The 24,360-nt window shown below is 53.6% G+C and carries 20 protein-coding genes and 1 riboswitch; of the genes, 11 read left to right on the top strand and 9 right to left on the bottom strand.

The window, feature by feature from the left end; translation table 11 throughout:
- Positions 1-135 precede the first annotated feature (135 nt).
- The gene (locus tag HCX89_RS12700) at positions 136-2,952 is read right to left on the bottom strand and encodes a transporter substrate-binding domain-containing protein (RefSeq protein WP_254428385.1); all 2,817 of its coding nucleotides are present in this window, start codon (positions 2,950-2,952) and stop codon (positions 136-138) included.
- A gap of 147 nt (positions 2,953-3,099) precedes the next feature.
- On the opposite strand from HCX89_RS12700, the gene cmoA reads away from it, so the two are divergent.
- From cmoA to HCX89_RS12650, 11 genes are all read left to right on the top strand, one after another.
- On the top strand, positions 3,100-3,831 hold the full coding sequence (cmoA, locus tag HCX89_RS12695) for a carboxy-S-adenosyl-L-methionine synthase CmoA (RefSeq protein WP_167716271.1): 732 nt from the start codon (positions 3,100-3,102) through the stop codon (positions 3,829-3,831).
- Positions 3,828-4,796, top strand: a complete 969-nt coding sequence (gene cmoB, locus HCX89_RS12690; protein WP_096141736.1) for a tRNA 5-methoxyuridine(34)/uridine 5-oxyacetic acid(34) synthase CmoB — start codon at positions 3,828-3,830, stop codon at positions 4,794-4,796. Before cmoA ends, cmoB begins: the two co-directional genes overlap by 4 nt.
- 63 nt (positions 4,797-4,859) lie before the next feature.
- Positions 4,860-5,624 (top strand): ATP-dependent zinc protease, encoded by a 765-nt coding sequence (locus HCX89_RS12685; protein ID WP_123116292.1) that lies wholly within the window; start codon positions 4,860-4,862, stop codon positions 5,622-5,624.
- An 8-nt stretch (positions 5,625-5,632) separates the two neighbouring features.
- Positions 5,633-7,138 (top strand): inactive transglutaminase family protein, encoded by a 1,506-nt coding sequence (locus HCX89_RS12680; RefSeq protein ID WP_028779244.1) that lies wholly within the window; start codon positions 5,633-5,635, stop codon positions 7,136-7,138.
- 1 nt (position 7,139) lies between these two features.
- A complete protein-coding gene (locus HCX89_RS12675) occupies positions 7,140-8,087 on the top strand; it encodes an alpha-L-glutamate ligase-like protein (protein WP_025009688.1) in 948 nt (315 codons plus the stop codon).
- Entirely contained in the window at positions 8,059-9,897 is a 1,839-nt protein-coding gene (locus HCX89_RS22730; RefSeq protein ID WP_174840105.1) for a M3 family metallopeptidase, read from the top strand. The genes HCX89_RS12675 and HCX89_RS22730 overlap by 29 nt, the downstream gene beginning before the upstream one ends.
- Entirely contained in the window at positions 9,857-10,927 is a 1,071-nt protein-coding gene (locus HCX89_RS12670; protein ID WP_243891887.1) for a DUF3541 domain-containing protein, read from the top strand. Before HCX89_RS22730 ends, HCX89_RS12670 begins: the two co-directional genes overlap by 41 nt.
- Positions 10,928-10,985: 58 nt before the next feature.
- Positions 10,986-11,882 (top strand): LysR family transcriptional regulator, encoded by an 897-nt coding sequence (locus HCX89_RS12665; protein WP_025009685.1) that lies wholly within the window; start codon positions 10,986-10,988, stop codon positions 11,880-11,882.
- Between the two features lie 421 nt (positions 11,883-12,303).
- Complete coding sequence (locus HCX89_RS12660; RefSeq protein WP_144225580.1) at positions 12,304-12,912, top strand: hypothetical protein; 609 nt, start codon at positions 12,304-12,306, stop codon at positions 12,910-12,912.
- 73 nt (positions 12,913-12,985) lie between these two features.
- Positions 12,986-13,438, top strand: coding sequence for a hypothetical protein (locus HCX89_RS12655; protein ID WP_052678553.1), 453 nt, complete (start codon positions 12,986-12,988; stop codon positions 13,436-13,438).
- A 101-nt stretch (positions 13,439-13,539) separates the two neighbouring features.
- Complete coding sequence (locus HCX89_RS12650; RefSeq protein WP_025009683.1) at positions 13,540-13,824, top strand: hypothetical protein; 285 nt, start codon at positions 13,540-13,542, stop codon at positions 13,822-13,824.
- A gap of 129 nt (positions 13,825-13,953) precedes the next feature.
- Here the strand turns inward: HCX89_RS12650 and HCX89_RS22855 are convergent, their stop codons facing one another.
- The 8 genes from HCX89_RS22855 to HCX89_RS12610 all read right to left on the bottom strand — a co-directional run bounded on the left by HCX89_RS22855 (position 13,954) and on the right by HCX89_RS12610 (position 23,917).
- Positions 13,954-14,922 carry a putative metalloprotease CJM1_0395 family protein gene (locus tag HCX89_RS22855; protein WP_144406701.1) on the bottom strand — a complete coding sequence of 323 codons (969 nt, stop codon included), beginning with the start codon at positions 14,920-14,922 and terminating at the stop codon, positions 13,954-13,956.
- 417 nt (positions 14,923-15,339) lie between these two features.
- A complete protein-coding gene (locus HCX89_RS12640) occupies positions 15,340-15,594 on the bottom strand; it encodes a hypothetical protein (protein WP_025888106.1) in 255 nt (84 codons plus the stop codon).
- A gap of 124 nt (positions 15,595-15,718) precedes the next feature.
- The gene (thiH, locus tag HCX89_RS12635; protein WP_167716269.1) at positions 15,719-16,876 is read right to left on the bottom strand and encodes a 2-iminoacetate synthase ThiH; all 1,158 of its coding nucleotides are present in this window, start codon (positions 16,874-16,876) and stop codon (positions 15,719-15,721) included.
- Entirely contained in the window at positions 16,869-17,648 is a 780-nt protein-coding gene (locus HCX89_RS12630) for a thiazole synthase (RefSeq protein WP_167716267.1), read from the bottom strand. Before HCX89_RS12630 ends, thiH begins: the two co-directional genes overlap by 8 nt.
- A gap of 3 nt (positions 17,649-17,651) precedes the next feature.
- Positions 17,652-17,852 (bottom strand): sulfur carrier protein ThiS, encoded by a 201-nt coding sequence (gene thiS, locus HCX89_RS12625; RefSeq protein ID WP_039035260.1) that lies wholly within the window; start codon positions 17,850-17,852, stop codon positions 17,652-17,654.
- Positions 17,842-20,397: a bifunctional hydroxymethylpyrimidine kinase/phosphomethylpyrimidine kinase gene (locus HCX89_RS12620; RefSeq protein WP_167716265.1), complete on the bottom strand. Its 2,556-nt coding sequence runs from the start codon at positions 20,395-20,397 to the stop codon at positions 17,842-17,844. Before HCX89_RS12620 ends, thiS begins: the two co-directional genes overlap by 11 nt.
- 1 nt (position 20,398) lies before the next feature.
- Positions 20,399-22,513: a phosphomethylpyrimidine synthase ThiC gene (gene thiC, locus HCX89_RS12615; protein ID WP_167716263.1), complete on the bottom strand. Its 2,115-nt coding sequence runs from the start codon at positions 22,511-22,513 to the stop codon at positions 20,399-20,401.
- 228 nt (positions 22,514-22,741) lie between these two features.
- A riboswitch (TPP riboswitch) is annotated at positions 22,742-22,841 on the bottom strand.
- A 164-nt stretch (positions 22,842-23,005) separates the two neighbouring features.
- Complete coding sequence (locus HCX89_RS12610; protein ID WP_167716262.1) at positions 23,006-23,917, bottom strand: hypothetical protein; 912 nt, start codon at positions 23,915-23,917, stop codon at positions 23,006-23,008.
- Positions 23,918-24,360 lie beyond the last annotated feature (443 nt).

The following is a 24,360-nucleotide window of genomic DNA, read 5'->3' as shown; positions in this document are numbered from 1 at the left end:
TAAGAGCGGCATTATAGAGAATATCTGCCACTTACCAAAGTACTTCACTTTCAGACGGTGAAGTATCAAACAGTTTGCTCCCTTTGACCAGTGGCTGAACCAAGGTCAAGGCACGAGCGTTCAAAATAACAACAATCAGGCACTGCGATAACAACTGCCGCCACTCTCTTTGGCGCGATACATGAGTTGGTCGGCCCGTTTGAGCAGTTCGATGGCGTTGTCGCCGTCCACCGGATACACGCTGATCCCGACGCTGAGCGACAGCTGCACACTGATGTTTTGCCACTTGAGCGGCCCGGCAAGCGATTGGATCAAATTATCCGCCACCTGACAGACAGCATCAAAATCCTGAATTCGATTGAGTATCACCACAAACTCGTCACCGCCAAAGCGCACCAGAGTATCAGATTTACGGATCACCGCGGCCAGGCGCTGGGTGACCTGCACCAGCATTCTGTCACCCACCTCGTGACCATAGGTGTCGTTTATGGCTTTGAAGCCATCGACATCCAAAAACAGCACGGCAAAACGCTCCTGCTCTCTGGCATGTTGCAAAAATGCCTGCTCCAGCCTGTCATCGAGCAGTGCCCTGTTGGGCAAGCCGGTGAGCGGATCGTGATTGGCAAGATGCTTCATCTTGAGCTCGGCCTCACGCCTTAAGCTCATTTCCCGGCTGAGGCGCCGATTGAGCTGCAACACCAGCAGTACAATAAACAGCGCAATCAAGAGTGCCAACAGAAAATAGCCAAGCCACTCCTTGTATTGTTGGCTCTTGTCGGTAATCACAGTGCCAACCCATTTTTCATGGATCCTTTGCCGTTGGCTGTCATCTATACCGCTTATTACCCGGTTAATCAAAGGCACCAAGGGTTTATAGCCGGGCGTGACGCCAATATGGCTCTTTTGATCGGCCATATCGGTTATCAGGTTCATCTTCAGCGCCGGATATTGCCCGGTAGAAAGGGCCGAGGCCAGCGATACCACTTTATCGATAAAGAGATCCGCCCTTCCCAGGTTGACGGCCTCCAACCCTTCACGCATGCCGGGCACCAACACTGGGCTTATGCCCTGGCTCTTGGCCATAAGCTCACCGGCCAACTGATAACCTTCAACAATCGCCACCCGCTGGCCATTGAGTTGTCCCAGGCTATAAAGATTCAGATGATCCACGGTTGAAACCATGGCCCAGGGCGATGGCCAATAACCGTCGGAAAAAGCCAGCGCAGCATGTTGCTCATCCCTCGCCGCCAGACTGGCGGCCACCACCACTTCGCCGCTGCCAAGCGCCTTGAGGAGATCGCGCCACTCATCGAAAGCCACGGGCAGCAGTTTAAGCCCCAACTGTTGCGCCACCCTCGTCATCACATCGGCATTAATTCCGGCAAACTGCCCCTGCTCATCCTTGAATTCAAAGGGGGGCCAATCCTTGAGGTAACCCACTTTAAGCTCGGGCAAGCTTTCAAGATAGCCCAGCTCTGCCTGGGTCAATGGCAGCCGACTTTGATCCTTGCTGTAAACATGATCGTCACTATTGAGCATCCATTTGTTTTCCAGCGCCGCCAACTCGTCGCGGGTCAACAGGTTAAAGCCGGCGATCAGCCTTTGGGTCAGGCCATCGTCCTGCCTGCGGGTCAACACATAGATATCTGAGCTGAACTGCAAGGCTTTTGCTTGCTGGTAACCGGCCCAGAGTCCATGAGTCAACAGATAGTGCTGAGTCCAGGCCGAGGGCGAGACAAAGCCTGAGATATCGCCCCGGTCGGCGGCATTGACCATGGCATCGAGAGAGTCGAAATACTTGAGCTGTACCTTGGGCAAGGCCTGTTTCAGCTCTGTGATATAGGGTGATGACGGGAAAATCCCCAAGCGTTTGCCGTCCAATAGCGCCAGCGGACTCTCCATCTGGCCTTTGAGAAACAGACGGCTGCTTTGGGTGTGTAAGTGCCAGGCACGCTTGAGTCCAGAGCTGAGATCGTCACTTTCAGGATAGCCTATATGGGCATCGACAATCCCCTGCTTGACCTGCTCCAGAGTGCTGTTCATGCTACCGGCAACAAACTCCACCGGCACCCCGGTTTTGGCGGACCATTTGTGCCAGATATCCACATACAGGCCATGGGGTAAGCCATCCGGGCCAAGATCGGAAAACGGCTCCATATTCAGTGGCATGGCAACCGTGATCCCATGCTGATCGGCACGATACCCCAGCCAGCGCCTCTGAGTCTGAACGATAAACTCAGGAGTGATCTGGGCAAAGCCACTATTAATTTCGGCCACCAAGGTCTGCCTGCCTTTGGCGACAGCCGGCGCCACCGGCGAATGCTTTATCAGCATCCGGTTGGCGGTGGGATATTGCTGGGCAATACTGCGGGCCAATTGCCGGTCACGTAGATACCCTTCCATGCCGGCAAACACCTTGATTTCTCCGCGGGATACCGCCTTGAGCAATGCGTCGCGACCTGGGTATAAGGCAAATGAAAGGCCGGACTCCTGAGCCTTAAGATCCGATTCGTGGGACGAGCCTTTGACTATCCCTATCCGATACGGCAGCAGCTTCTCAAAACTGTCCTTGTGCCTCAGTTCAGAGTGCAGATAAAGGTAGGTGTCAATACGACTGATGGGCTTGGCAAATTCAAATTCGGCTTCGCGCTCCGGGGTCAGCGCCAACGCCAGGTGTACATCCGCCTTGCCTTCTTTGAGCTGCTTCAGGGAATCGTTCCAGTGCCGCGCCACTAGTGTGATGGGTCTTTGATTGACCCGGCTCCATTCCTGCCAGAGATCAACCAGGATCCCCTGTGGCTGGCCGGCATCATCAACAAATTGGTAGGGATAACTATCCTCCCCCATCACTATGACGAGTGGTTTGGCGGGGGACTGGACTTGAGTGGCCGCATCCAGCGGCAGACATACGAGCACACACAATAGACTCAAAAGAGAGGTCAGCGATTTCAAGTGCTTATTTCCTGGTAAGGCGATGTAATTATTTTGTTATTCCTGCACTATTAGACAAAAAATTTGCGTCAATTACCAGAGCGCACTTGCTGCTTTCACGCGGGATTCGGTAAAATACGTCACTGATTTTCCCGCACAAGATTTCAGATGAACACTTCTCAAGACACCATATATGCGACTGACTGCGGTCAGGTCTCAGACTTTGCTTTTGATGACAGGGTAGCCGGCGTATTCAGCGATATGATCCGCCGCTCTGTGCCGGGTTACGGCCAGATCATCAACACCATTGGCGACTTCGCCGAGCGCTTTGTGACACAAGACAGTAAAGTCTATGATTTAGGGTGTTCTCTTGGCGCGGCAACTTTAAGTATTCGTAGGCGCATTGAAGGCAAAGGTTGCGAGATTATCGCCGTCGACAACTCGCCGGCGATGACCGAGCGCTGTCAGGAGTATCTCAATGCTTATGTCAGCGATACCCAGGTGCAGCTTATTTGTGGTGATATTCGTGATATCGTCATCGAAGACGCCTCCTTGGTGGTGCTCAACTTTACTTTACAGTTTCTGCCGCCCGAGGATCGCGATACCCTGATCCAGAAAATATATGCCGGCTTAAGACCCGGTGGCGCCTTGGTGCTGTCGGAAAAAATCCGCTTCGGCGATGAGGTTATCCAGCAAGTACTGGATGAACATCATCTGGATTTCAAACGCGCCAATGGCTATAGCGAGTTGGAGATCAGCCAAAAGCGCAGCGCACTGGAAAACGTGATGAAACCCGATCAACTCAACAATCACTACAACAGATTATCCCAGGCCGGTTTTGCCCATTACGGTGTCTGGTTCCAGTGCTTCAATTTCACATCCATGGTAGCTATCAAGTGATCAGTTTCAGTAATTTCTATCAACAGATTGCCGACTCCAATCTGCAGCATTGGTTGGAAACACTGCCGGCCAAACTCGGCGACTGGCAAAGAGAGCACAAGCACGGTGCCCTGCCCAAGTGGGAGAAGGTGCTCGCCAAGCTCAATTACCCCAGCCCCGACAGCCTGGATTTCAAAGACAGTGTCACCATAGGTTCCGGGGAGCAACTGGCAACGGGGCAGCGGGAAAAACTGGAAAACCTACTGCAGTTGCTGCATCCCTGGCGCAAGGGGCCATTTCATATCCATGGCATTCATATCGATACCGAGTGGCGCTCCGATTGGAAGTGGGAGCGGGTCGCGCCCCATATCAGCCCTCTGGCAGGCAGAACCGTGCTGGACGTGGGTTGCGGCAGCGGCTATCACATGTGGCGCATGTATGGTGAAGGCGCCAAAATGGTGATTGGTGTCGACCCCTCTTCACTGTTTTTATGTCAGTTTGAAGCGGTCAAACGCCTGGCCGGCGGGACTCCGCCGGTGCACCTGCTGCCTTTGGGTATAGAAGAGCTGCCGCCACTGGACGCCTTCGATACTGTGTTCTCCATGGGGGTGCTGTACCACAGGCGCTCACCAATTGACCACTTGTTGCAGTTGCGTGATCAATTGCGAACCGGAGGTGAACTCGTGTTGGAGACTTTGGTCATAGAAGGTGATGAAAATGCCGTACTGCTGCCACGGGATAGATATGGAAAGATGAATAATGTATGGTTTATTCCGTCCGTTGCCGCGTTGCAACTCTGGCTTGAGAAGTGCGATTTTCGTGAGGTTCGCTGTGTTGATCTTGACGTCACTTCACTGGCCGAGCAACGCTCCACGCCTTGGATGCGCAACGAATCTCTGGTGGATTACCTCGATCCGACCGACATCAATTTGACAGTGGAAGGTTACCCCGCCCCCAAACGGGCAACCTTTATCGCGATTAAGTAAGTCGAGTTCACCGAACCCTATATAAAAGTGACGCAATCTGGAAAACAGAATACAGGAAGCACTATGTTGAAACAGACGATTTCAATCGCCGTCATGGCCTCCATGGCAACACTTGCCGGCGGCTGCGCCAGCACTCAGGAAGTGGCAAATACCCCGGTGCCGGTCGACGCCCAGACCTTGCAGTCCAACCTCGCCTCTCAGGAAGCCAGCATAGTCAATGTGATAGCTCAGGCTCAGAATCAACAGCAACAGCATCTGGATGCCCTGAATACTCAGCTTCAGAGTTTACAACAGCAGATGAAGAAACTGCAGCAGCCCCCGAAGGAAACCATCAAGGAAGTACAGGTGCCTGCGCCCTGCGAAGCTTCACCTATTGGCGACAAATATATTCTCGGTGAAGTCGAGAGCGTCTTTATCGATGAGCTGAATGCCAGTTTCGATACCCGTATCGATACCGGCGCAGAATCCTCTTCACTCGATGCCCGCAACATTATTCTGTTTGAGCGTGACGGCGCCCAGTGGGTTAGATTCGATGTGATGATCAATGGCGCGGATGCGCCGGGAAAAACTTTCGAATCCAAGGTGGTACGTTTTGTCCGTATCAAGCAAGACGCCGATGAAAAAGACGATCGCCGTCCGGTGATCCACGCCCACCTCAAAATAGGCAAATATGCCGCCGAAACCGATCTTAACCTTACCGACCGCAGTCACCTCGAATATCCTTTGCTGCTCGGCCGCAAGTTTATGAAAGACATAGCCGTTGTCGACGTAGGCCAAGCTTACCTGCACGGCAAAGCCAAAGACTTAGTGATTTCGAGCCATAAATAGGAGCGGTAATGCATTCACGGAAACCTTTCTACCTGGTGGTAGCTCTGCTGTTTATTGTTGGGCTCAGCGCCAGTATTTATCGTGGTATTGAACACAATGTGCCCTTCCTGCCCGGTGAGCAGGTACAAAGTTGGGCTGTCGATGCCAAAGTCAGTTTTCAGGGTACGGGTGGCCCGGCAGAAGTCTCTTTCTCCCTGCCACAGGATCCGGCATTTGAAGTCTTGATGGAAAATGCCACCTCCCCGGGTTATGGCCTGACTATCAGCAACAATGAACAGGGCCGCCGCGCGCTTTGGTCGATTCGTCAAGCCAATGGTCAACAGGACCTCTACTACAAGGTCACCCTGATCCCCACTGGCCGTGAAATACTCAAGGCTCAGGAAGAACCTCTGCCGCCTGCACCTTATATCTGGTCTGCGACCGAGAAAGCCGCCGCCGAGCAGGTGATGGACGAAGCCTGGGCTCGCAGTGCCGGTAACCTCTCTTTTGCCCGTGAGATCATGCGCGCCATTGCCGGTCGCGATCGCAGTCAGAACATAGAGCTGCTGCTGTCGGCCAACTCACCCACCAAGCTGTTTGTCCATATGCTCAATAGCCGCGGTATTCCAACTCAGGAAGTCAATGGTCTGTATCTGGAAGATCAGCGCCGTCGGCAGCAGCTTTCTCCCTTTGTCGAAGTCTATCAGGACGGTAAATGGCACCTGTTCGATCTGGTCAAAGGCACAGAGGGCCGTCCGGAAAACATGGTGCTGTGGGAGCGCAGCGGTAAATCGGTATTGGACGTACTGGGTGGCAGCAACTCCCAGGTCAACTTCTCCATGCTGAAAGACACACGTTCAGCCCTGGCGACTTCCATAGACATGATGGCCAAAAACAACGCCATCGACTTTTCCCTCTATCAACTGCCGCTGGAAGAACAGAGCCTGTTCAAGGGTATTTTGCTGATCCCTATCGGGGTGCTGATGGTAGTATTCCTTAGGGTTATCATAGGAATAAAGACTTCAGGTACCTTCATGCCTGTACTTATCGCCCTGGCCTTTATCCAAACCACACTGCTGACCGGCTTGATAGGTTTCCTGCTGATTGTGGCCTTTGGCTTGATGATCCGCTCCTATCTATCGCATCTGAACCTGTTGCTGATTTCGCGAATATCGGCGGTGATCATAGTGGTGATAGGCATCATAGGCCTGTTTACCCTGCTGTCGTACAAGTTTGGGCTCAGTGAAGGCCTGACTATCACCTTCTTCCCGATGATCATTCTCGCCTGGACCATTGAACGTATGTCTATCCTCTGGGAAGAGGAAGGTGCCAAAGAGGTGATGGTGCAAGGTGGCGGTTCACTCCTGGTAGCCACTCTGGCTTATCTGGCCATGAGCGCCACTTGGGTACAGCACTGGGTGTTCAACTTCCTGGGTATCCATTTGGTGATCCTGGCGCTGGTGCTGCTGATGGGTCAGTACACAGGTTATCGACTGCTGGAGCTCAAGCGCTTCAAGCCACTGGCAGGAGAATAAGATGAATTTTGCCTGGCCATGGCAGCTGCGCCGCGCTGGCGTGCTGAATATGAACAAGCGCAATATCGACTATATTGGCCGCTACAATCCGCGCAAGTTTTACAAACGGGTGGACGACAAGCTCACCACCAAGCAACTTGCGCTTGCCAATGATATTGCCGTACCCGATCTGATAGGCGTGGTGCGCGAGCAACACGGTATCAATAGCATTCCCGAGCAGGTAAAAGATCGCAGCGGCTTTGTGATCAAACCCTCCAAAGGCTCGGGCGGCAAAGGGATCTTGGTGATCACCCATGTGGAGAATGGTCGCTTCTATAAGCCCAATGGCAATGAAGTCACCCCGAGCGAGGTCGATCGCCACGTTTCCAATATCCTCAGCGGCCTGTTCTCCCTCGGTGGCAAGCCGGATGTGGCCATTATTGAGGGCTTGATTGAGTTCGATCCCGTATTCGATGGCTTCAGCTATGAAGGGGTTCCGGATATCCGCCTGATAGTGTTCAAGGGTTTTCCTGTAATGGGAATGCTCAGGTTGTCCACCGCCGCTTCCGATGGCAAGGCCAACCTGCACCAGGGCGCGGTTGGTGTCGGCTTGGATATCGCTACCGGCCGCGGTCTGCATGCGGTGCAGTTTGACTGCCCGGTCGATTTGCATCCGGATACGGGGCGTAACCTGATTGAAATCGAGGTGCCCCACTGGGATACCTTGTTGCACACGGCCTCGAGCGCCTATGAGATGTGCGAACTGGGTTATCTGGGAACCGATATGGTACTGGATCAAAACAAGGGACCACTGCTGCTGGAGCTCAACGCCCGTCCCGGGCTTGCCATCCAGATAGCCAATGGCATGGGGATATTGCCAAGGCTGCAGCATGTGGAAAGAATGACGGGCAAACCCATGTCAGTGGAAGAACGGGTCGCTTATGCCAAGAAGCACTTTGCCAGCCGTTAACTCCGGCCTAAGTCCGTCTCGCCTCAAGTCCAGGCTGCCACTGTCGGTGTTGGCGTCGCTGCTAGCATCGACTGTGGCCTCTGGCATTTCCCCTGTCCTGGCCGCGCCTGATGCCGTCCCCTTGCTGACGGCCCAATGTGTCGAATACAGCAGCAATTTTCAACCTGAATTTCAGGATCTGCAGTTGCTGGAGCGACAAACCCTCGGGCTGCACAATATCAATGACCGCCTCGGTTATTATCGGAGTTTTCCCCTGTCAGCGGCTCAGCATGAGTTGCTGTTGCAGTGTCAGTTGAAACTGGCCGACACCATGGATAGATTCCTGAGCGAACCGGCGCTGATAAGCCTGACATCCGAACTGAACCATGATGATGAGCCACAGCTTCAGGCATTGTCCCAGAGATTGGACTGGTTGATGCAGCAACATCTGGGCATAGAGGAAAAAGCACGCCTCCACGGCGCCCAGGCCAGCATTCGCCAGGGAATGCGCAGTGACGATCTCAAGCTGGAGTTGGGACAATGTGCCCTGCCCGGCATGCAACAGGCTCTCAATCCCGAAGAGAATTCAGCGGAGCAGGAAGCCGCTCAATCACCCCAAAAGCCTGGCTTTTTTGCAGTCAATATCGCCTCTTACTTGATGCAACAGGCCGATGGTGATTGTCGCGCCAAGGTTTGGCGCACTTATCAGGGCCGCGCCAGATTACGCAATCAACTGCCGCTGTCATCCGTTTTTGCCCTGAGACAACAACAAGCCAAAGCGCATGGTTACCCGAGCTACAGTGATTTTATCCTCAGTTCTCAGTTGCTGAGCACGCCAAGCGATGTGGCCAGGTTTCTCGATACCAGCACCCAAAAACTGGATTACGCCCCTTGGGATCTGGGGCGCGAGTTACAGCAGGCCCAGTCAACCGAAATGGTCGCCCTCAAAGGCTCTGAAGTACTAAAAGCCCTGTTTGACCATCTCAAACCGCTGGGATTAACCACAGAGCAGATTAACGACGACTGGCTCAGGGTGTATCACCATGGTCGGCTGCTGGGTGAACTGCTTATCAGCGAAGGCAAACACAACCGCCATAAAATGCTGCGCCGCGCCGTTGTCGGCCAACAAACCGGCCAGAGCGAGCTGGTGCTTAAGCCTCAGCAACTGAAGCTCAAGGACTATCAGACCGCAGTTTCTTCCCTGAGCGCCGCCATAGCCCAACTCAGTGGCGGCGGCCGTTATTATCTCAACAACAGTCTGGAGTTGCCTCAGGATGGCGCCGGTGTGGGCAAAGCCTGGCTTGAGCGCTATCTGGCCGGCGCATTTAGATTTTCACTCAAGCCGGCTCCCGGCTCTCGCGAACAACTGGCCGAAGAATACCAGCAGCAGCTCAAGGTGTTTCGTGCCAAAGTGGCCCTCGCCAGCTTTGAAGCCTTTGGCAACAGCCAATACCCACAGCTGCACAAGGCGTTTGAAGCCAGTTTTAATGGCTCCTGGCCCGAAGTCAGTGACTATAGCTACAGCTTTGGCGCCATCAGCGATCAGGGGCCGCTCTATTATCTTGGGCTCTGGCAACAGCAACTTGCCAAAGCCATAGATGTTCACACCCGGGGCTGCAACCCGGCGCAACTATTTGATCTCTTGCTGGTCAACGAATCAGCCCAACCTATGGCCGCCCGTTTGCAAAGCCTGTTTGGCGCTGCCGATGCGGCCACACTCATCCGGAGGATACGCGATGCCAATACTCAAGAGAACCGGTCAACTGACACTTGCCCTCTGCCTGGGAGTGATGAGCAGTACCCTGGCGGCCAAGAGCCAGCCCAGCGCTGACGAGGTTTATCAACGCATTCAGCAGAATCTGGAGCAGCATCTCTACCAGCTGCCACCCAGGGTGCAGGGTCATTACGGGATCCGTCTCTATCGGATGACAGGTGACGAGCAGTACGCCAACGCCGCATTGGTGGATCTGTTTGCGGTTACTGAAGCGCAAAGCTTCTATGCCTGCCAACTGGACGACCCTGAATTTGTCAAAAGTGAATCGCTCAAGGCGATATCCCAACTGGGCAATGGCCCCCGGGCCAAGGCACGCAAAAAAGCGCTCAAACCCTTCCCCGAATTTCTGTTTTATACCGATGTGCTGCTGCGCTACGCCAGTCGCATAGATGAATTGGGATTTACCGGGCCCTGCCACGACAAGTTGCTCAAAGGGCTCAAGAGTACAGATCTGCAGCACGGCCTGACCGACGAAGCCATGATTGAAGCCTGGGCGGCGCAGCTGATCAATTATGTTTACTGGGCCAAGCAGCTTGGCGTTGGCGATTACCTGGAAGACTACAAGGCCGCCTTCAAACGTGTCTACCCTGATGCCGAGGATGACAAGCTCAGTAAGGCACAATATCGCAATAAGCTCTATGGCATGACTCACTTTATCTTCGCCGCCAGTGAATACTATCAGCACCCGGTTGATGCCAAGGAATTCGCCTGGATCCTCGACTACTTCGAAGCCAACCGCGAACGGATCCTCAGTGATGCCACCAACGACATTATTGCCGAAGTAGGAATAAGCTATCTGCTCGCCGGCAAGGGCAAAGATCATCCCATGGTGAAAGCCACCCAGGCGCACATAATCAACTCCTTCGATCCTGAAGTAGACTTTATTCGCTCCCCCAAAGGTAACCCGGCGCTGGCCCTGGGTGAACACCGTAATGTGCTGGCGATGATGCTGCTCAAATGGCCGGAAAAACTGCATAAAGGCCCCTATTTGAGTGAGCTCAAGGCGACCCGAAAATACCTGCCGATGCAGGTGACGCCACTCGAGTCGGTCAAACAGGCGACCGAGTCGACGAAAAAGGCTAAATAGTTTGAAAAACTGGCAGTTTCCACCCATGATAGGCCGAAATCTGACGAGTTTTTAGAAAATGAACAGACCCAAGTCCACATTGGAACAGTGGCGGATCCTGCAGGCCGTCGTCGACTTCGGTGGTTACGCCCAGGCCGCCGAGCAGCTCAACAAGAGCCAATCATCCCTCAACCATGCTGTGGCCAAGCTGCAGCATCAGTTGGGGATCCAACTCCTCGAAGTGCGTGGCCGCAAGGCCTATCTGACCGAATGCGGCGAAGTACTGCTTCGTCGCTCTCGTCACGTCACTCAGGCTGTGGGGGAGTTGGAGCAGCTCGCCAGCAATCTGGAACAGGGCTGGGAGCCGAGTCTGAGCATCGCCAGGGAGTTGGTCTACCCCATGGAAACCCTGACCGAGGCGCTGGCCGCCTTTCTGCCCCAGAGCCGCGGAACCCGGGTCACAGTGCGGGACACAGTGATCAGCGGCACCCAGGAGATGATCAAAAACCATCAGGTAGATATTGCGATTTGCGGTACCCCGCCCATGGGTTATATCTCTGAGCCCCTTTGCGATCTGGACTTCTACCTGCTCTGCCACCCTTCCCATCCGCTGGCGGCCCAAGTTGAAATTGAAGACGACAGAGTGCTGGCCCAACATCTGCAAATTGTGATCAAAGATACCGGCGTCAATAGTCAGCAGGAAATCGGCTGGCTCAAGGCCGAGCAGCGCTGGACCGTCAGCAACTTCCACGAAGCCAAGGTGATCCTGGCCAAAGGCATAGGTTTTTGCTGGATCCCGGCGCATCTGGTCAAGCAGGAGCTGGAAAATGGGCAATTGGTACGGCTCAGTCTCAAAGGCTCCAGCAGTCGCAAGATACTGCTCAGTCTGGTAGTGCCACAGAGAGACAAACAAGGCCCGGCCTGTAAGCTGCTGGAATCACTGATCCTGGCTCAACATAAATCCGGCTCAGTATAAATCTGAGCTCATTATAAATAGTAAGAAACGGAGCAACTTCATATTTACGCTGTGTCCCTATGGTATGACGTCATGAATATCAGTTGGAAAAAGACCCGAACAGCCCCTGGAGAGCGCTATAACGCTGGTTTTTCACACAGTATTATTGAGGTTTTGACAAAAGCCCCTGAAATTTGAAGTTAATCTGGCGCATTATTTCTGTAATATCACAGAAAATATCATTAAAGTCATATAGATATAAAACACTGTTGGTAGATAATAGGTTTGGAAACCGCGCATGTACGTTTAACTGCAAGGGATATTTTGGCTAGACTCTATTATATCTAACTAATACAAAGAGATAGCTATGCGCGTTTACAGTCCTCCGAGGACTAAAACGCGCATGCGCACTATACAGCTGTTATATGCTCAGAGGGAAACTGTGAATCAAGATATATTAAACATTGCGTTTGAGGAAAGCATCGATAGTAAAGCTATTGATCAGTTAAAGCAGTCCCTAGAACATCTTGGTCAAGATGTGGCTTTTCACGAAACTCCTAAAAAAGGCCCTCAAGCTTCCATCCTACTGCTTGGCATCTCATCCGTTGCAATCCTTTTTGGCGGAGCTTTTGTCAAAAAGCTAGGCGACAAGGCAGCTGAGGATACCTATCCACATATTAAGAATGCTTTATCCAAGTTATATCTAAAATACTTCGGGGAAGACCCAGAGTATAAAGTCAGTATATTGACGACGTCCGAGAATAAGGAACCAGACACAAAGTATTCCTTAATATTGGCGCTGTACTGTGTAGGAAAAGATAATCAGCGGGCTAAGTTTTTATACGAAACCAGCTGGTCAAAAGAACAATTCGAAATGGCTACGGACATTTACATTCGCGCAATGACCGAATTCGTGACCAACAACCAGAGTGAAGTAAAAGAGTTGATTGACGCCAGTGGTAGCAGAATGGAGCCTCATTTAATTGCTTGGTCCCCTTCAGTTGGGAAGTTGGTTAGAATTAGCGCATTACCTAGCCATGTGCGCAAATAACAAGGCCAGCCAGAGGGACACCCAAACCACTGCGCGCTTTGTCTGCCCCTGCTGGCGGCGTTAGGCTTCCAGTATGTTCGAGTATGATGATCTAGAAAAAATTGATTTTGAAGACATGAGTCTTGGGCGCTACCGAGGTCTTTATACAACCACGTATAACCGGTTTGCATTTAGAGTACCTGATTCCGAGGAGAGCATTCGAATCTGTAGATCTCCAAAGCTTGGTCGCGATAATGGTTTAAATTTTTGGTTAGCTGCCGAACTTCAAGATGACTGGAGCGATCGAGAAGAATACTTTAAGCCATATATTATTGAGGCTGATTTTACAAAGATATCAGAAGATAAATTTAACTCAATGGTACACAGCCAGTGTAGTGAGCTTATAGCGCAGCCAAGTTTACCGCTTAACACAGGGGAGTTCGTTGGAGCCTATGCAATGTATACCCTTGATAGGGAGTTAATAGTTGACTTGTATGCCGAATACACAGACGAATATATACATTTCATTTGGGAGTCCACAGCCTAACAAGGCCATGCACGTGACCTTCGGTACTTGTCACGCTTTTTTCCAAAAAGTGTGCCAAATACCTCGGCTCGTGATGGCGGCGTTATGTATAGGAAAGAGATATGATCGAGAAGCCTAAAGTAACTACGCTTACAGAAGCCAAGGTAATACACAAGCTTCATTGTGGCGAATGCAACTGGAAGCAAGAGATAGCTGCAAACACCGATGCAGAAATTAAGTGTTGCCCTTGGTGTGGATGGAGTGATTTAGACATAAGCACAGTTGCTAATGAAGGTGGATTTCAAGAAATTGAATGCGAAAAGCACGGTAAAGTAACAGTCATTATGCCAAGTCCAAATATTGAACTACTAGATTTTATGGATAATTTATTTTGCCCATTCTGCTGAGAATATAGATTCCCAACGTTAATGACGCGGAAGTAAACCTCCTACTATGCTTTGTTTAAGCATTGAACAAAGAGGTTATTAAACCGTGCCCTCGCCGAACTCAAATTGGCCTTGAAGATATGTGAAGCACTAACGACTCTCATCCCGAATACGCTGCGCCTGTTGCTGCTCAGCGGCTATCACGTCGGCAACAGAACCCGACTCAAGCTGCAACTCGGCCTTGGGTGGACTGAAAGCCCGTTCATTCAAGGCATTTGACTGCTGTGCTATGGCGCCCATCAAACGAGACAGACCTATGGGGAAGTTTGCAGAGTCGCCAGCCTTGGGTTCAAAGGAAGGCGCGGACTTTTCAGCAGCCGGATCTGCGGCTCCCAACAGGTTTTGACTCAGCTCAGGCTTTGGTGCGGCGGCAAGTCTCTGGTTTCCGGCCTCTTCTCTTGCCTGGTTATATTTACGCATCGCCTCGGCGGCAACCCGGATATCGGCCATGGAGGGATCGACAGGTGCCATCGCCGCCGCATAGACCTGTTTCATTTTCGCCATGGTCGCCAGCGGATCGCCGTTCACTACAGAGACATCTATCTGAACTTCACCTTCCACCGCGTAACGCTTGCCATCGGGTCCTTTCTCGAATTCAAATGCCGGTTGTCCGGCATGGATCCCGCCTACCGCGGCATGAGCCTGTTCATGGGATCGCACCTGGGTATCGCGCTTCATCAGGGAGTCGATTTCCCGCTCAAGCGCCTGTTGCTCACGACTCTCACGGTTCTGCTGCTGTTTCTGTTGCGCCTCATCCGGCTTGGGTTCGGCGGAGCTTGTCGTATTCGACTCCCCGGTTGACTGGCGAGCCGCCCCTTCGTCCCCTTCTTTTACTTCGCTGCCAGCCTGGCTCGATGAGCGACTCGATGAGCTGCCGGAAGTGTTGTCAAAATCCTGCTCTGCCCCACTCATAGAGTTGGCGGAAGTATTTGTGCCATTAAAAGCGGGAACCTCAGGAGCTTCTCCCGCTAAAGTTACTGGTATCGCAGGGCCGCCGACAATGTCAGCCCCTTGGCCGGAAAAGGCAGATGCTTGAGTCGATGTCCCCGCGAGCGGCATCGATGCTTGAACCTCTCCATGCCAATGGCCAGAGCTGGACAAGGCCGCTGCCCCCAGAGCTCCTTTAGTCAAACTGACCAGTGCTTCCCGCGGTGGCTTTACAATTTGTGGCTCTGAATGTTGCGCAGCTGAACCTTGGAGTGGGCTCAGATTAACTGAACTTGTATTGACTGGGCTTTGATTTCCCGAGCTCAGGTTTATTGGGCTCGGGTTTATTGAGCTGGGCTTTACGCCACTTATCTGAGAGGGATTTTCCTGAGAGGGATTTTGACTGGCGGAGATTTTACCGGCAGGGTTGGCGCTGAGAGGCGATTGGTTTATGGAGCTGCCACTGCTTAAGTTGGCAATTGACGAGCTTGGCCGCCGGGACACGGCTGTTGCCGTCAGCCCCGCGCCGGCCAGCGCGCCAACCATATATTACACCTCGATATCTATGATACTGCCCAAGGTGTCGGATGCGCGTTCAATCACCTCTACTGAAGCTTGACCCTGGGCCTTGGATTCCAATGCAGATACCAGTGCCGAGGTTTTGTCTGCCTCCTCAACCGGGCGGGCCGAATCGGCCTGCTGCGCAGGTGCCGGACGAGCGATATCCACTGTTGCCTGAGTCAGGCCGGACTGGGCGCTTTGCAGCCCTTGAACTCCCGCCGAAAAAGCCGATGGAATTTGCATGATTGCCCCTTGTCTGTATTGGACTGTGGATTTTCGTTCTGTGGTTAAAATCAGTTGCTACCATTTTAGCCACAGCTTTGAACAATTATTGGCCAATTCAGTGCAAATGTACAGCCCGAAAGGTTCATGCGCCTTGATGGGTTACCGCAAAGGAGGCGCCTGCGAGCCAACTCGCGTCCCAATCTTTCCACACAGGTTGCATGCCTTGTGCTCGAATGGCGCTGACCACCTCAGGAACTGTGCGCTCATCACTTATCTGGAACTGATCCAGCTGCAACTTGGGATTGCTGTAACCACCTGGCTCTGTTGAGCTGGCGGCACTCACATGGGTGATCCCAAGGGGCAATAGATTGTCCCTGAGTGAGGCGCTCTCCCGGGTAGAGAGACTCAACTCCAGCGCCGGGCTGAACAAGCGCATGGCGCAGATAAGCTGCACCAATCCGGCATCATCCAGAGTCACAGCCGGCGTTACTCCGCCAACGCAGGGCCTGAGCCTTGGCAGCGACACGCTGAAGCGACTACGCCAGTACTTTTGCTGTAAATAGTCCAGGTGCAACCCCATCAATGCCGAGTCCAAGCGCCAATCATCCAGCCCGAGCAAAACGCCCAGGCCTACTTTGTCGACCCCGGCCCTGGCGGCCCTGTCCGGTGTATTAAGCCTGAAACCAAAGTCCTTTTTATTGCCTCTGAGATGATGGCGGTCATAGGTGGCGGGCTGATAGGTCTCCTGATATACCATCACGGCATCCAGTCCCTCATCAACCAGGCGTCGATAACCCGCTTCTGCGAGAGGCTGCACTTCAATCGCCAGATAGCTGAAGTCCTGCTTGAGCCTCAAAAGCGCCTGGGCAAAATATTCCAGCCCTACCTTGGTTTCATGTTCGCCGGAAACCAGCAACACAGAATCAAAGCCGCGCTGCTTGAGAATGGCAATTTCAGCATCCAGTTCGGCCTGGCTTAGGGTCTTGCGGCGAATTTTATTGCTCATGCTGAAACCGCAGTAGTCGCAATCATTGGCGCATAGATTGGAAACATAGAGCGGCGCATAGAGACCTATGTTGGCGCCGAACTTCTTGCGGGTGAGCGCAGCAGAGAGCTGCGCCATAGGCTCGAGAAATTCCCGGGCCGCCGGTGACAAAAGAATGGGCAAGGCCGAGGGATTGTGCGCTATCGTCTCGGGCCGCGCCAGACAGCGCTCAACCTCGGCGGCGCTGACACTGGCAATCGCAAGGCGCAGTAGATCTCTGTCGATAGCGGTAAAACGCTCAAGAAAATCAGCCATGGTTTTCTCCCAGATTGAGAAACCCGGTCAGCGGACTGGTGTTTTGGGCTCGATTGCTGATGGTCCCGAGTCCGGCAAGATAGGCTGCTCGCCCGGCGCGCACCGCATCCTTGAAACTACTCGCCATGGTCACGGGATCCAAGCTGGATGCGATGGCAGTATTGACCAGCACGGCATCGGCGCCCAACTCCATCGCCCGCATCGCCTGAGACGGCGCGCCGATCCCGGCATCCACCACCACAGGCACATTGGCCTGCTCTATGATGATCTTCAAAAAGGGTTCTGTGGCCAGCCCCTGATTGGAACCTATGGGACTGCCAAGCGGCATCACGGCGGCGCAGCCTACCTCTTCGAGGCGCAAGCACAACACGGGATCGGCATGCACATAAGGCAGAACAGTGAAGCCTTCGGCGCACAAGATCCGGGCCGCTTCCAGTGTTTCTACCGGATCCGGCAATAGATAACGGGGATCCGGGTGGATCTCCAGCTTCAATAGTTGGGTGCCCAGCATCTCCCGTGCCAGCTCGGCGGCAAAAATCGCCTCCCTGGCATTGCGGGCCCCGGCAGTATTGGGCAGCAGCTGCACGCCGCGCTCTTTGAGCGGTGCCAGCAATTCATCACTGCCCTGATTAAAATCGAGCCGCTTCATCGCCACAGTGACCAACTCGGCGCCGCTGGCCACGAGCGAGCGTTGCATCAGCTCTGCCGAAGCAAACTTGCCGGTGCCGCCAAACAGCCTGGATTGAAACTCAAACTCGCCAATTTGCAACATATCTCAACCCCCTGCAACGGCGGAAAACAGCTCGAGGCTGTCTCCGTTTTGACATTCAAGCTCTGGCCACTGAGATCTGGGCACTACGGCGCCATTACGCACCAGCGCCACGCTGCCAGGCGCTATCTCACACCACTCGAGCAGCTGTAACAGCGTCATAGCTTCAGGCAACTCTTTGACTTGATTGTTTATCTTAATTTGCATCGCAATTCTCCTCACGGCTAAGCTCTGGGCGCCCTTTCATGAATTGGGTTTGTGTTTTATGTCCAGCCTGAGTGTGGGTTTGACAGCAAAGACATGCCGGGTCGGCGCAAAGCGCAGCCTCACGTACGCTTAACGTTCGGCAATCCAGGCTGATGAGCCGTCCCAGGGTGCTGCGCTCTCCAAGCAGAGTATTGATGGCTGCCAGCGACTGCATCGCCGCCAGGGTTTGCACCGCAGGCCCCAGCACCCCCATGTCGCGGCAGCGCCCCGAGCCAGTGCTGTCTCGCGGGAACAGGCATTCATAACAGCCCGCCTCTGGGTTAAGCCAAGGGGCGGTATGACACAATAGGCCGGAATCGGCGCTGATCGCCGCCGCAATCAGCTCTTTGCCCAACTTCACACAGGCTTGGTTAAGGTTATGACGGCAAAAAAAATTGTCGCTGGCATCCAATACCAGTGACGCCTCACTAATAAGCTCCGCGCTCTTGGGGCCAAATAGCTTGGGCTCAATCTCAATCAGGCAGTTTGGATAATCGCGCCCCAGCTTTTCCTTGGCCACGTCGACCTTCAAACGGCCGATATCCTGCTCGTTGTAGAGCAGTTGCCTCGGCAGATTACCCAACTCGACAATATCGGGATCGATTAGAATGAGACGCCCTACTCCGGCGGCGGCCAAAGAGCGCGCCAGATGATGACCAAGACCTCCGAGCCCCACTATGGCGACCGTCTTTACCTGTAAGGCGAGCTGCCCCGCTTCTGAGACTCTGGGCAGCAGCAACTGGCTACCGTAACGGATAAAGTCGCGATCGCTCAGCCCGGTACAGTCCTCAACCCCAGCACGGCCCAGAACTCCAGTACCATCCCGCTCAGCTGCACCTTCCTGAAGCCCGGCATTTTGTTGGGCATAGCTAATCCCGCTTGCAATCGTGGCTGCTCGCCCTAACCAGCTTTGTGTCAGGTGCCTGAAAGCCGTTACCGGTTCGGCGGCCTCGGTAATGGCCCGCACCACGGCGACATTGGCCACACCGGTATGCTTGACGGCATCGAGGTTATGCTCGTCAATGCCGCCAATGGCGACCGTCGGCAGCAAGGAGCCGAAAGTTTCGCTATAGGCGCCAAGGCGCGTCAGTCCCTGGGGCAGAGACGGCATCACTTTGGTCTTGGTGGCAAAGATATGCCCGAGGGCCAGATAACTGGGCCTGTGGCGCAATGCAAGCAGCGCCTCGAAATAACCATGACTGGATAACCCCAGCGCCATACCCGCCCCTTGGATGGCCTCAAGGGATGCCTGGCTGAGATCCTCCTGGCCCAAATGCACACCAAAGGCGCCGTGGACAATGGCCAGTTGCCAGTGATCATTGATAAAGACCCGCGCCTGATATTGGCGCCCGAGCGCGATGGCGCGAATGATCGCCCGCTCGGCGCTCGAGCCGGGCAGCACTTCCTCCTTGAGCCGCAATTGAATGGTGCGGCAACCTGCCTTGAGTAAGGCTTCCAGCAATTCGACATCGGCCACGACCGGATAGATACCCAGATTATGGGGCAGTGTTTTAAAGCCTTCAGCACTAACGCCTTTAACACTAACAGCATCAGCAGAGGTTGGCGCTGCAAGCCAAGGGGCGCCGAGCACCTGGGCTGGGTTGGCCCAGGGATAATCCTCCAGCGGCCAAATGACAGGCATAAGCTCGGCGGCCAGACAAGCCCCGGGGCGACCTAAGGGGCCGGGACCACTGCCTACCCGATAACTCTGCGCCAAAGCGCCATTGATATAGGCCTTGGCCAGAATTAGGGCATCGGGCAAGATCCAGTCGTGGGCCAAAAATGCCGCTATGGCACTGGATAACGTGCAGCCGCTGCCATGGTTGTTGCTGGATGCTTGCCTTGGGCTCGCCAACACAAACCCCTGCCGTTGATGCAACCCGGAGCTGTGAGGCAAGTCTTTAACAAGCAGCAAGTCTTCTGCCAAGCCGCGCGCGATCCCCGCCTCGAAATCCCCGCCCTTGGCCAAGAGATGGCAAGGCAGTTCGTTTGCCAGGCAAGTTGCCGCATCTTGCCAGGAAGGAAAGTCATGAATATCGCTGCGACTCAGCAATGCCAGCTCGTGAATATTGGGGGTCAGCACAGTGGCGAGCGCCGCCAGCGGCCGGTAATCCAGCCGCGCCGTGTCCGTTGCAGTGCTCTTTGAGAGTGCATCGCCGCAACTGGCCACCATGACGGGGTCGACCACCAAAGGAACATCAGGCAGGTGCCGAGCCAACCAGTCACAAAGCAGCTGCAGCTGCGCTTGATTGGCAAGCAAGCCAATTTTTATCGCCTTGGGCGGCAAGTCACCGAGCAGAGCATTGAGCTGCGCCAGCAACATCTCCTCGCTCACCGCCTCGGTTAGCGTCACTGCCACACTGCTCTGGGCGGTCAAAGTGGTGATAACAGAGCAGCCATGGCAGCCAAGATTACTCAAGGTGGCAAGATCGGCCTGGATACCGGCGCCGCCGCCACTGTCTGAGCCGGCTATGCTCCAGACTATCGGCCTTTTATCAGCCGCCATTTCAGGCTTCCTCTTCATAGCGTGTAGCCTCTGGCTCGGGATTGGGATAGGACTTGGGATTGGACTCGGGTTTTGGATTGGACAAGGGCTTTTCGCCTGCTGTAGCCGGATGATACAGGGCGCTGCCAGCGGCCTTGAACTGCGCCGACATCCGCGCCATCCCCGCCTCGGCATCCAGTACTTCCAGCGGCTGTACCGTCAGTTCTTCAGCCTGCACTGGCTCGGTTTGGCGCTCTGCCGCGTCTGGCCCTGACGAATCCCCCGAAGCTAGCTGAGATGCAGACAAGGATGCAGCCAAAGACGCTGCATAGTCGCGTACATCCTGGGTGATTTTCATCGAGCAGAACTTGGGGCCGCACATGGAGCAAAAATGCGCCACCTTGGCAGACTCCTGAGGCAGGGATTCATCGTGGAACGCCCGGGCGGTATCGGGATCCAACCCCAGGTTATATTGATCTTCCCAGCGAAACTCGAATCTGGCCTTTGACAACGCATTGTCGCGCAGCTGGGCACCTGGGTGTCCCTTGGCAACATCGGCGGCATGCGCCGCAATTTTGTATGCAATAAGCCCTTGTTTAACGTCTTCCTTATTGGGCAAGCCCAGATGCTCCTTGGGGGTCACATAACAGAGCATGGCACAGCCGTACCAGGCAATCATCGCCGCGCCTATGCCAGAGGTGAAATGATCATAACCGGGCGCAATATCCGTGGTCTGGGGCCCCAAGGTGTAGAAAGGCGCCTCATCACAGTACTCAAGCTGCTTGTCCATATTTTCCTTGATCAGCTGCATAGGAATATGGCCCGGCCCTTCGATTATGGTCTGCACATCGTACTCCCAGGCGATTTTCACCAGCTCACCCAAGGTTTCCAGCTCGGCAAACTGAGCCTCGTCGTTGGCATCGGCGATCGAGCCGGGGCGCATGCCGTCACCGAGCGACAGAGAAACATCATAGGCGGCGCAAAGCTCACAGATGTCGCGGAAATGGCTGTAGAGGAAGTTTTCCTTATGATGGCTCAGGCACCACTTGGCCATAATGGAGCCGCCGCGGGATACCATGCCGGTCACCCGATTGGCCGTCATGGGCACATAGCGCAGCAAGACCCCGGCATGAATGGTGAAGTAATCCACCCCTTGTTCGGCCTGCTCTATCAGGGTGTCGCGAAACACTTCCCAACTGAGATCTTCGGCAATGCCGTTGACCTTTTCCAGCGCCTGATAGATGGGCACGGTACCTATGGGCACAGGCGAGTTACGCACTATCCATTCGCGGGTTTCGTGGATATAACGGCCGGTGGACAGATCCATCACTGTATCGGCGCCCCAACGGGTGGCCCACACCAGTTTTTCCACCTCTTCCTCGATGGAAGAGGTCACCGCCGAATTACCGATATTGGCGTTAACCTTCACCAAAAAGTTACGGCCGATAATCATAGGCTCGGCTTCCGGATGGTTGATGTTGGCGGGAATGATGGCGCGGCCACGGGCCACTTCGCTGCGGACAAACTCAGGGGTTATCGGCGTGGCAACTATAGCGCCAAAGGCTTCTCCTTTGGCCTTGCGGGCCAGCTGCGGATCTTTGGCAAGCGCTTCGTTGGCCCGGGCCATATTTTCACGAATGGCGATATATTCCATTTCAGGAGTGATAATGCCGGCGCGGGCGTAATGCAATTGGGTCACCCGCTTACCCGGCTTGGCCCGGCGCGGTTTGGGCAAAGCGTCGAATCTCAAATGATCCAGCCCTTCATCCGCCAGCCGCTGCTGGGTAAAACTGGAGCTGACAGAAGTCAGCTCTTGCGTATCATCACGCTCTAAAATCCAGCCCTGGCGCAGTTTATCCAGGCCCTGGCGCACATTGATAGCTGCGTTGGGATCTGAGTAAGGGCCGGCACAATCATAAACACGTACAGCGGGATTGGGTTCAAATTGCTCACTGCCATCTTGGGTTGGTATTCGGGTGTCTGTCTGCCTGATTTGGCGCATGGCAACCTGAATATCTGCCCGGGAACCCTGAACAAACAGCTTCTGTGAATTGGGATGCAACAAGGGTTTAAGGTTATCGATAAAAGCCTGGGCGGCCTCACGGGTTTGACGACGATTGGATTGACGATTTGACATAAGCAAGCTCACTCTTTTGGAAAATGAAATTGCTTGTCAGGAGAGTTGAATAATAAGCGGCGCGAGCTGACTGATTAAACTCCTTGATTTGGAGTCCTCCTCCGGCGGTGTTGGCAGACTGACCTCGTGGTTTCAGGTCAGTTCAATGTCAGCTGGAGAAGCCAGATATCGCCTCGGCTCTTTAAAGCCTTTGGCATAGATTTTTGCTCGCAGTGGCTGCGGTAATGCTGCAGCTGAATGCTTGTTTCCTTCGCAGGTGCTAGCCTGATCAGGTTCAACGGATCCCGAATAAACGGTCTCAGCCCAGAGGGCACTCCGACAAGATTACTGCCGAGTATAAGCACAAGCGGAAGCGGGAAACAAGCCCGACAGCAAAACGCGCCGCAGAATCTAATCCATTAAAATCATAAGTTAATTATTTGAAGTTAATGAAAATATTTACAAAAATCTGGAAACCAATCTATTTCCAATCAAATAAATTGATTACAAAACTCACTTACCAAGCCGCTTTAGACGGCTGACCACCGCCTCCTTGAGTGCTTTTTCCATCTCTGTCTGACCGCACTTAAATGGAAACCCCAAATTTTCGGCGTAGGGATTGAGCGGAGTCGGCACCTTGACGACCCGATAGCAGGTATCACCATCTTTGACGATACGGTTGGGGTCAAGCGGCAGATCAAGACTGGCCACTTTATTGAAATCATCGGCGTCATTGACCCAAAGCTCCTCCATCTCCCCATCCATTTCACTGAGGCTCTTGCGTCCCGTGGCCTTATCCGCATATTGTTGTGATAACTGCTGCAGCGCCTGCTGTTGCGAGTGTTGCAATACTTTTCGGGCAGACTTTAATGCGCTTGAACTGAAGTCAAGCTGAGCTTGCTCTGCCGGCTGCGGTTTAAAGTCATTTGTTCGCTCTGGCGCAGATACGGCTGCATTTTTTGTTTTTTCAATGACTCTATCAATAGACTTAACGCTTTGAGCCCGAGTCTTGGGGATGCTTTGCTCTTTCTGGTCTTGAACAGCCACTTGTTCAGTCTCTTGCAGCGGCTCTTCGGCAGCCTGCTCTTGTGGCTCAGTGTTTTGTTGCTCGGTTTTTTGTGGCTCAGAACGCTTGCTCGAGTCAGCTTTTTTAACCTCTATCGCTTCCTTGGACTGGATTATTGCTTCTTCGGCCAAGGCTTCCGGCACTGACGTTAACGGTTTGGGGCTGGGCTGACTGAAATAAAGATAGGATTGCAACGCCTTGGGTTTGGCAGGCTCTGTCACCACTCTTCGCCATTCGGCTTGCTGCCAAAACCAGGATAACCCCAGCAATAGCACTAAGTGCGCGGCTCCCGCCACGGTCCAACTACTGAAGGCGTTGCCCTTTGCCTCAGCATCCCCCTGCTCTGCTTTTTTAGTCATGCCAACTTGCGCCAGGCATTGGGGTTGAACCCCAAGCTGTTGACTAAAAAGCGATTGGTCAAAGAAAGGGTCAATCGAATGTATTTGAAAATGGCTTGGTTGGCAGGAACCTGTGTTAAGGATTTCATCCAGATCAAGCTCAAAGGCAGCATCCCTACCCGGAATGCTGAAGCTCAAGCTTGCCATTGTCGCCGGGCTTTCGTCTCGGCTGGCAATCAATTTATCTGAATGTGGAGGCATAAGCCGCTGATTTATCTTTCACCAAATGTAAACTCAGTGTTAGAGAAAACCCTCGGTAAAAAGTTCATTCCCTTGTTTGAAAAGCAATTTACGCTACAAACTCAAATCGACGGCTTCAAACAAAACAGGTAAAACCTTTGTCAAATAAGGCTGACGGGATCCTCTGAACAAATTAACTGTAAAAAGCGACTTGGAAGCCGGGC

It is taken from the genome of Shewanella sp. Iso12, assembly GCF_012030025.1.
Lineage (GTDB): Bacteria > Pseudomonadota > Gammaproteobacteria > Enterobacterales > Shewanellaceae > Shewanella > Shewanella algae.
Note: the sequence above shows the minus strand (reverse complement) of the source record. Positions and strands in the feature narration are given on the sequence as shown.

Bases quoted from the DNA above. Each gene is read 5' to 3' on its own strand.
- HCX89_RS12685 (WP_123116292.1), top strand. From the start codon at position 4,860: ATGTTGAAACAGACGATTTCAATCGCCGTCATGGCCTCCATGGCAACA.
- thiH (WP_167716269.1), bottom strand. From the start codon at position 16,876: ATGGCTGATTTTCTTGAGCGTTTTACCGCTATCGACAGAGATCTACTG.
- HCX89_RS12650 (WP_025009683.1), top strand. From the start codon at position 13,540: ATGATCGAGAAGCCTAAAGTAACTACGCTTACAGAAGCCAAGGTAATA.
- thiS (WP_039035260.1), bottom strand. From the start codon at position 17,852: ATGCAAATTAAGATAAACAATCAAGTCAAAGAGTTGCCTGAAGCTATG.
- HCX89_RS12630 (WP_167716267.1), bottom strand. From the start codon at position 17,648: ATGTTGCAAATTGGCGAGTTTGAGTTTCAATCCAGGCTGTTTGGCGGC.
- HCX89_RS12620 (WP_167716265.1), bottom strand. From the start codon at position 20,397: ATGGCGGCTGATAAAAGGCCGATAGTCTGGAGCATAGCCGGCTCAGAC.
- HCX89_RS12640 (WP_025888106.1), bottom strand. From the start codon at position 15,594: ATGCAAATTCCATCGGCTTTTTCGGCGGGAGTTCAAGGGCTGCAAAGC.
- HCX89_RS12610 (WP_167716262.1), bottom strand. From the start codon at position 23,917: ATGACTAAAAAAGCAGAGCAGGGGGATGCTGAGGCAAAGGGCAACGCC.
- thiC (WP_167716263.1), bottom strand. From the start codon at position 22,513: ATGTCAAATCGTCAATCCAATCGTCGTCAAACCCGTGAGGCCGCCCAG.
- HCX89_RS12670 (WP_243891887.1), top strand. From the start codon at position 9,857: ATGAGCAGTACCCTGGCGGCCAAGAGCCAGCCCAGCGCTGACGAGGTT.
- HCX89_RS12665 (WP_025009685.1), top strand. From the start codon at position 10,986: ATGAACAGACCCAAGTCCACATTGGAACAGTGGCGGATCCTGCAGGCC.
- HCX89_RS22730 (WP_174840105.1), top strand. From the start codon at position 8,059: ATGCCAAGAAGCACTTTGCCAGCCGTTAACTCCGGCCTAAGTCCGTCT.
- HCX89_RS22855 (WP_144406701.1), bottom strand. From the start codon at position 14,922: ATGCCGCTCGCGGGGACATCGACTCAAGCATCTGCCTTTTCCGGCCAA.
- HCX89_RS12675 (WP_025009688.1), top strand. From the start codon at position 7,140: ATGAATTTTGCCTGGCCATGGCAGCTGCGCCGCGCTGGCGTGCTGAAT.
- HCX89_RS12680 (WP_028779244.1), top strand. From the start codon at position 5,633: ATGCATTCACGGAAACCTTTCTACCTGGTGGTAGCTCTGCTGTTTATT.
- cmoA (WP_167716271.1), top strand. From the start codon at position 3,100: ATGAACACTTCTCAAGACACCATATATGCGACTGACTGCGGTCAGGTC.
- HCX89_RS12655 (WP_052678553.1), top strand. From the start codon at position 12,986: ATGTTCGAGTATGATGATCTAGAAAAAATTGATTTTGAAGACATGAGT.